The following is a 4,962-nucleotide window of genomic DNA, read 5'->3' on the forward strand; positions in this document are numbered from 1 at the left end:
GTCGCAACGACGTCGAAGGACAGATCCCAATGTTTATCGAGGTTTCAGAAGGAGGTGCACAATGAACGCCCCATTGCGACGGCACGTAAAGCGCGTTCAGCGGCGTTGTTATCGATTTCCACGCTGCCGTCTTCGACGTATAGCGTGAGCGCCGACCACTGATTCAGCGAGTAGTTGATGGCTTTGGCGGTATCACTTTTTTGCGATACCGTACCCAATGTTGAGCGCAGCCAAATCGCAAAAGCATCGAGTAGCGGACGCGTCTGCTCCTGCCTGACACGTCTGCGTTCGTCGGGCGGCTTGCCTCGAATCGCGGCCTCAATTGCGTACAGTTCTCCGATCCGGCGCAACGCTTCGGTGTTGACCTCATTCCTGCGTGCGACGAACAGATCGTGGAATTTGCGGCGCGCGTGGGCCTTATCTGGTGCTCCAGATAAGGCAGAGGGATTTTTAGTTACCGATTGCGGTGTGACTTATAAGCACTCGCTCACAGGTTCGTAGCCGCAATCGCTAATTAAAAATCCCTCTGCCAAATGTGATCGAACTCATTTGATGCGGGAAAACTGCACAGGGGGTTCGGAGGGAGGGGACGGCGATCGCCGTTTCCTACCCCTATCCGGTGCCATGCGAGTCGCCGACGCGATGAGCGGGGATTCGCGATGCGGCGAGCTACACATAATTACAACGACTCCAGGATCTGCAGGATGCGGTCCGGTGGTCGATATCGACGGTTCTGTACTTGCGGCGGCTGAATCCTGTTCAGTGCTCGTTCCTTCATTGTCAGATCAGTTTCCATAGCCGTGCGTTGTCGACGGGCTTTCGTGTCCCAGCCACAAGGCGATGACCGACAGGTCGACGCCTGATTGAAGTAGATGCATGGCAGTCGCGTGGCGTCAATGTTTCCAACGACATTGTCGGCACGCAGCCACCATGAAAGAGGCCGCCTGAGTTGCAAACCCGTGTCCGTGCGCCGGTCAAAACCGGTGAGGTGTTGTGAATGAAAGAGTCATACGTTGAAGGCCTAGCCAGCCACGGCGGCCCCGAGTCATGCGTGTGTATCCGTGAGGATGCAGGCGAAGCGTTGACAGGGGTACGCGCGGGCCGGGTATTGAGCCGCGAAATATTTGCCCCGTGCAGCAATGCACGGGCCGACCGGGGTGTCGAGGCTGTGGACACAAGCCGAAGGCCACACCGGTGCTGCCGCATTGGCGAGGCAGCGCTGGACCCCGCGCGGTCTGAGACCCCGCGCACGCGCGGAAACATCTCACTCGGGAACCGGGAGATCCCGCGCTCTACTGCACCCCGCTGGGAAGCGCCGGGTGCAGTGCGCATCGTGAAGCCTGAGGGTGTACGACGATGAGCCACGGGCGCAGGAAGTCGGACTGCTGCGTAGTACCTGAGAAGCTGCCGAACAAGGCTGCAGGTGAAATTCCGGCAGCGGCGGAGGCGGTGGAGGGAAGGCGGCAGGCCAAGGGAAATGCAGTCGCGGCGCACATGTCCCGCAGTTCGGGGCGGGAATATGACATGGGAACGGCGCTCGACGGCATACGACAGACGGCCAGAGGCCGACCGGGTGCGAAGTTCACCACCCTGATGCATCACATCTACGCGGTCGACCGCCTGCGGGCAGCCTACCTTGCGCTGGAGCGCAAGGCGGCAGCCGGGGTGGACGGCGAGACATGGCAGTCGTACGGACTGGACCTCGAAGCGCGGCTTCTGGACCTGTCCGACCGGCTGGCCCGAGGGGCCTACCGGCCCCAGCCTGTCAGACGCGTGTACATCGACAAGGCAGACGGCAGCAAGCGCCCGCTGGGCGTGCCGGCGCTGGAGGACAAGCTCGTCCAGCTTGCGACGGTCGAGGTGCTCAACGCGATCTACGAACAGGACTTCGTCGGGTTCAGCTACGGCTTTCGTCCCGGCAAAAGCGCGCACAACGCGCTCGACGCTGTGAGCGTGGGTATCGAGCGCAGAAAGGTGAACTGGATACTCGATGCGGATATCAGCAAGTTCTACGACACAATCGAACACGACTGGCTGATCAGACTCATCGAGCACCGGGTGGCGGACACACGGGTGGTGCGGCTCATCAAGAAATGGCTGCATGCCGGTGTGCTGGAAGACGGCAGGTTGACGCAGAGTGAAATCGGTACGGTTCAGGGCGGCAGTATCTCGCCGCTCCTGTCGAACATCTATCTTCATTACGCGTTTGACCTGTGGGTGAAGCAGTGGCGTGCGCGGCACGCCGAAGGCGACATGATCGTGGTGCGGTATGCCGACGATTGGGTCGCGGGGTTCCAGTACGTGCGAGACGCAGAGCGCTTCCAGCGTGAAGTGACCGAACGGCTGGCCCGCTTCGGCCTGAAGCTGCACGAGAGCAAGACGCGGCTGATCGAGTTCGGGCGCTTTGCGCGCGAGAACTGCCGACGTCGCGGCGGAAGCAAGCCGCATACCTTCGACTTCCTGGGCTTTACGCATTGTTGCGGGAAGACTCGCAAGGGTAGGTTTGCGGTTCTGCGACTGACCAGCGTCAAACGAATGCGAGCCAAGCTTCAGGCAGTCAAGGAACAGTTGCGACGGCGCATGCACCGGACCATTGCGGAGCAGGGGCGGTATCTGCGCGCTGTGGTGGCTGGGCATGTACGGTACTTCGGCGTGCCACGAAACGGAGCGCGCCTCGGGCGTTTCCGTGGCTGTATTGCCCGCCTGTGGTATCGCACGTTGCGCCGTCGTAGCCAAACCAGTCGGCTGACCTTGGAGCGAATGGCTCGTCTCGCATTGCACTGGCTGCCTCCCACTCACATATGCCACCCGTACCCAGACCAGCGTCTGATCGTTACGACCCAAGGCAGGAGCCGTATGCGTTAGGAGCGCACGTACGGATCTGCGGAGGGGGTGATAGGCGACTGTCATTCCTACTCCAACAGACAATCCGAGCCGGTACAAGCGGATCGATTCATGCACGCACTGGGACTTCAGGATTGGGCATCGTAAGCGACCTGTGCCGCGCCATTCCGCGTATGGCATGTAACGGCCCAGTCCAGGAACATCTCCGTGATCGATACCTGATGACTTATTTGACTTCTAATTTAACCGGACAGTAGTGGAAGCCGCGCTTTTCAACTAACGCTTCACCAGTTGCCTTCGAAACACGTCCGTACGTGTCGTCGAAGCGCACAATATCGTCCTCACCGACATAAGCGCCCGACTGCACTTCAATCAACTCGAGCGGAATTTTCCCCGGATTCATCAGCCGATGCTTCACGCCAAGCGGAATGTAGGTCGACTGGTTCTCGGTCAGGAGGATCTCTTGGTCGCCGTTGGTCACGAAGGCTGTGCCTTTTACAATGATCCAGTGTTCAGCGCGATGGTGATGCATCTGAAGGCTCAGTTGAGCGCCGGCACTCACGACGAGCCGCTTCACCTGAAAACGATCGCCCTGGTCGAGGCATTCATAGGACCCCCACGGACGCACCACCCGCCGATGGGTCACCGACTCCGTCCGACCCGACGCCTTGAGCCGCGCGACGATCTTCTTCACGTCCTGCGTGGTGTCCCGATGAGTAACCAACAACGCATCCGCCGTTTCCACGATCACCACGTTTTCCAGGCCGATCGCGGCCACCATGCGATGCTCGGCGCGAATGTACGAGTTGGCGACGTCTTCGACTAACACGTCGCCGAGCAAGACGTTGCCTTGCTCGTCGGCTTTGGCGATCTCCGCTAGAGCAGTCCACGACCCTATATCACTCCACCCGAGACCTGCTGCCGTGATCATCGATGCACGATCCGTCTTCTCCATCACCGCATTGTCGACTGACACGTTCGGGGATTGTTCGAAGGTTGTCGGATCAAGCCGTAGAAAATCGTCGTCGCGTTTGGCGAGATCAAGCGCTAACGCCGCCTGCCGCGCGATTGCCGGCTCATAACGGCTCAACTCTTCGACGTACGTGGACGCACTCAGCATGAACATACCGCTATTCCAGTAGTATCCGCCCTCCTCGATCAACCGAGCAGCCGTCGCGGCATCGGGTTTCTCGACGAACGAGTCCACCTTGAATGCGTTGTCCGCACTGTCGATCGTCTCTCCTTGTCGAATATAGCCGTAACCCACGTGCGGCTCGGTCGGATCGATGCCGAAGGTCACAAGATACTTGTCTTGCGCGACCTTGGCCGCCGCGCCGATAATTCCGGCGAAAACAGCTTCGTTCAGGATCACGTGGTCCGATGGCAGGACAAGCAGGAGAACGTTGGGCGACTCGCGCAGCGCAAGCATTGCGGCCACAGCAATCGCCGGCGCCGTGTTGCGGCCGACTGGTTCGAGCACGATCGACGACGGCGCAATACCGATCTGCCGCATCTGCTCGGCAACCAGGAAGCGTTGTTCGTTGTTCGTGACCACGATCGGCGCGGCGATTCCGGCGATGCCTGAGAGACGCAGCGCCGTTTGCTGCAACAGCGTTTTGTCGCTGGTCAGCTTCAGATATTGCTTCGGATAGTCACCGCGGGACATGGGCCACAAACGCGTCCCACTACCGCCGCACAGAATGACCGGATAGATGTTCAATTAATTTCCCGTTGGACGGCGTCATAGTCAAGCGATGGCGTGGTATTTGTCGACTAGTGTTAGATTATAGCAGCGCCCATAGCGGGCGTGGTTCGGAAAGCGCTGGTTTAAGGTCGGGGGCTGCAATGGGACGCACAAGCAGCCCCTGCGCCCGGTGGAAGCTCGAACGGCTTTCCTCGTGCAGGCCATCATAGACGACGTATCGCCGGTCGGGATCGACCCGGGGCAAGCGTTGTTTTCGTGCGCCCTCGCGATAAGCGCAGTTGCAGCCCCTTGTTTTGCTGAGTATCCGTCAGCACAGACCCGGGCTGCGAAATCCTTAAAGGCCAGTTCAAAAAGACCGCTCAGTTTGGCTAAGGATGTTCCAGCAGACGAGTGAGCAGGCTAGTTTGATGAAC

1 protein-coding gene and 3 pseudogenes are annotated in these 4,962 nt (G+C 59.6%); 1 reads left to right on the top strand and 3 read right to left on the bottom strand.

All coding sequences use genetic code 11. The features are described from left to right. Window positions 1-65: 65 nt before the first annotated feature. Both AWB68_RS42615 and AWB68_RS42620 read right to left on the bottom strand, forming a co-directional pair. Window positions 66-416 (bottom strand): annotated as a pseudogene (locus AWB68_RS42615) (IS66 family transposase); the annotation flags it as partial. 263 nt (window positions 417-679) lie between these two features. After that, window positions 680-893 (bottom strand): annotated as a pseudogene (locus AWB68_RS42620) (tyrosine-type recombinase/integrase); the annotation flags it as partial. A 463-nt stretch (window positions 894-1,356) separates the two neighbouring features. Here AWB68_RS42620 and ltrA point away from each other — a divergent pair. Continuing rightward, window positions 1,357-2,865, top strand: a complete 1,509-nt coding sequence (gene ltrA / locus AWB68_RS42625) for a group II intron reverse transcriptase/maturase (RefSeq protein ID WP_125483260.1) — start codon at window positions 1,357-1,359, stop codon at window positions 2,863-2,865. A 277-nt stretch (window positions 2,866-3,142) separates the two neighbouring features. Here ltrA and AWB68_RS42630 read toward each other — a convergent pair. Continuing rightward, a pseudogene (locus AWB68_RS42630) lies at window positions 3,143-4,564 on the bottom strand (mannose-1-phosphate guanylyltransferase/mannose-6-phosphate isomerase); the annotation flags it as partial. Window positions 4,565-4,962: the final 398 nt, after the last annotated feature.

Source organism: Caballeronia choica, assembly GCF_001544535.1.
Lineage (GTDB): Bacteria > Pseudomonadota > Gammaproteobacteria > Burkholderiales > Burkholderiaceae > Caballeronia > Caballeronia choica.

Coding starts and splice junctions, on each gene's coding strand:
- ltrA (WP_125483260.1), top strand. CDS start 1,357: ATGAGCCACGGGCGCAGGAAGTCGGACTGCTGCGTAGTACCTGAGAAG.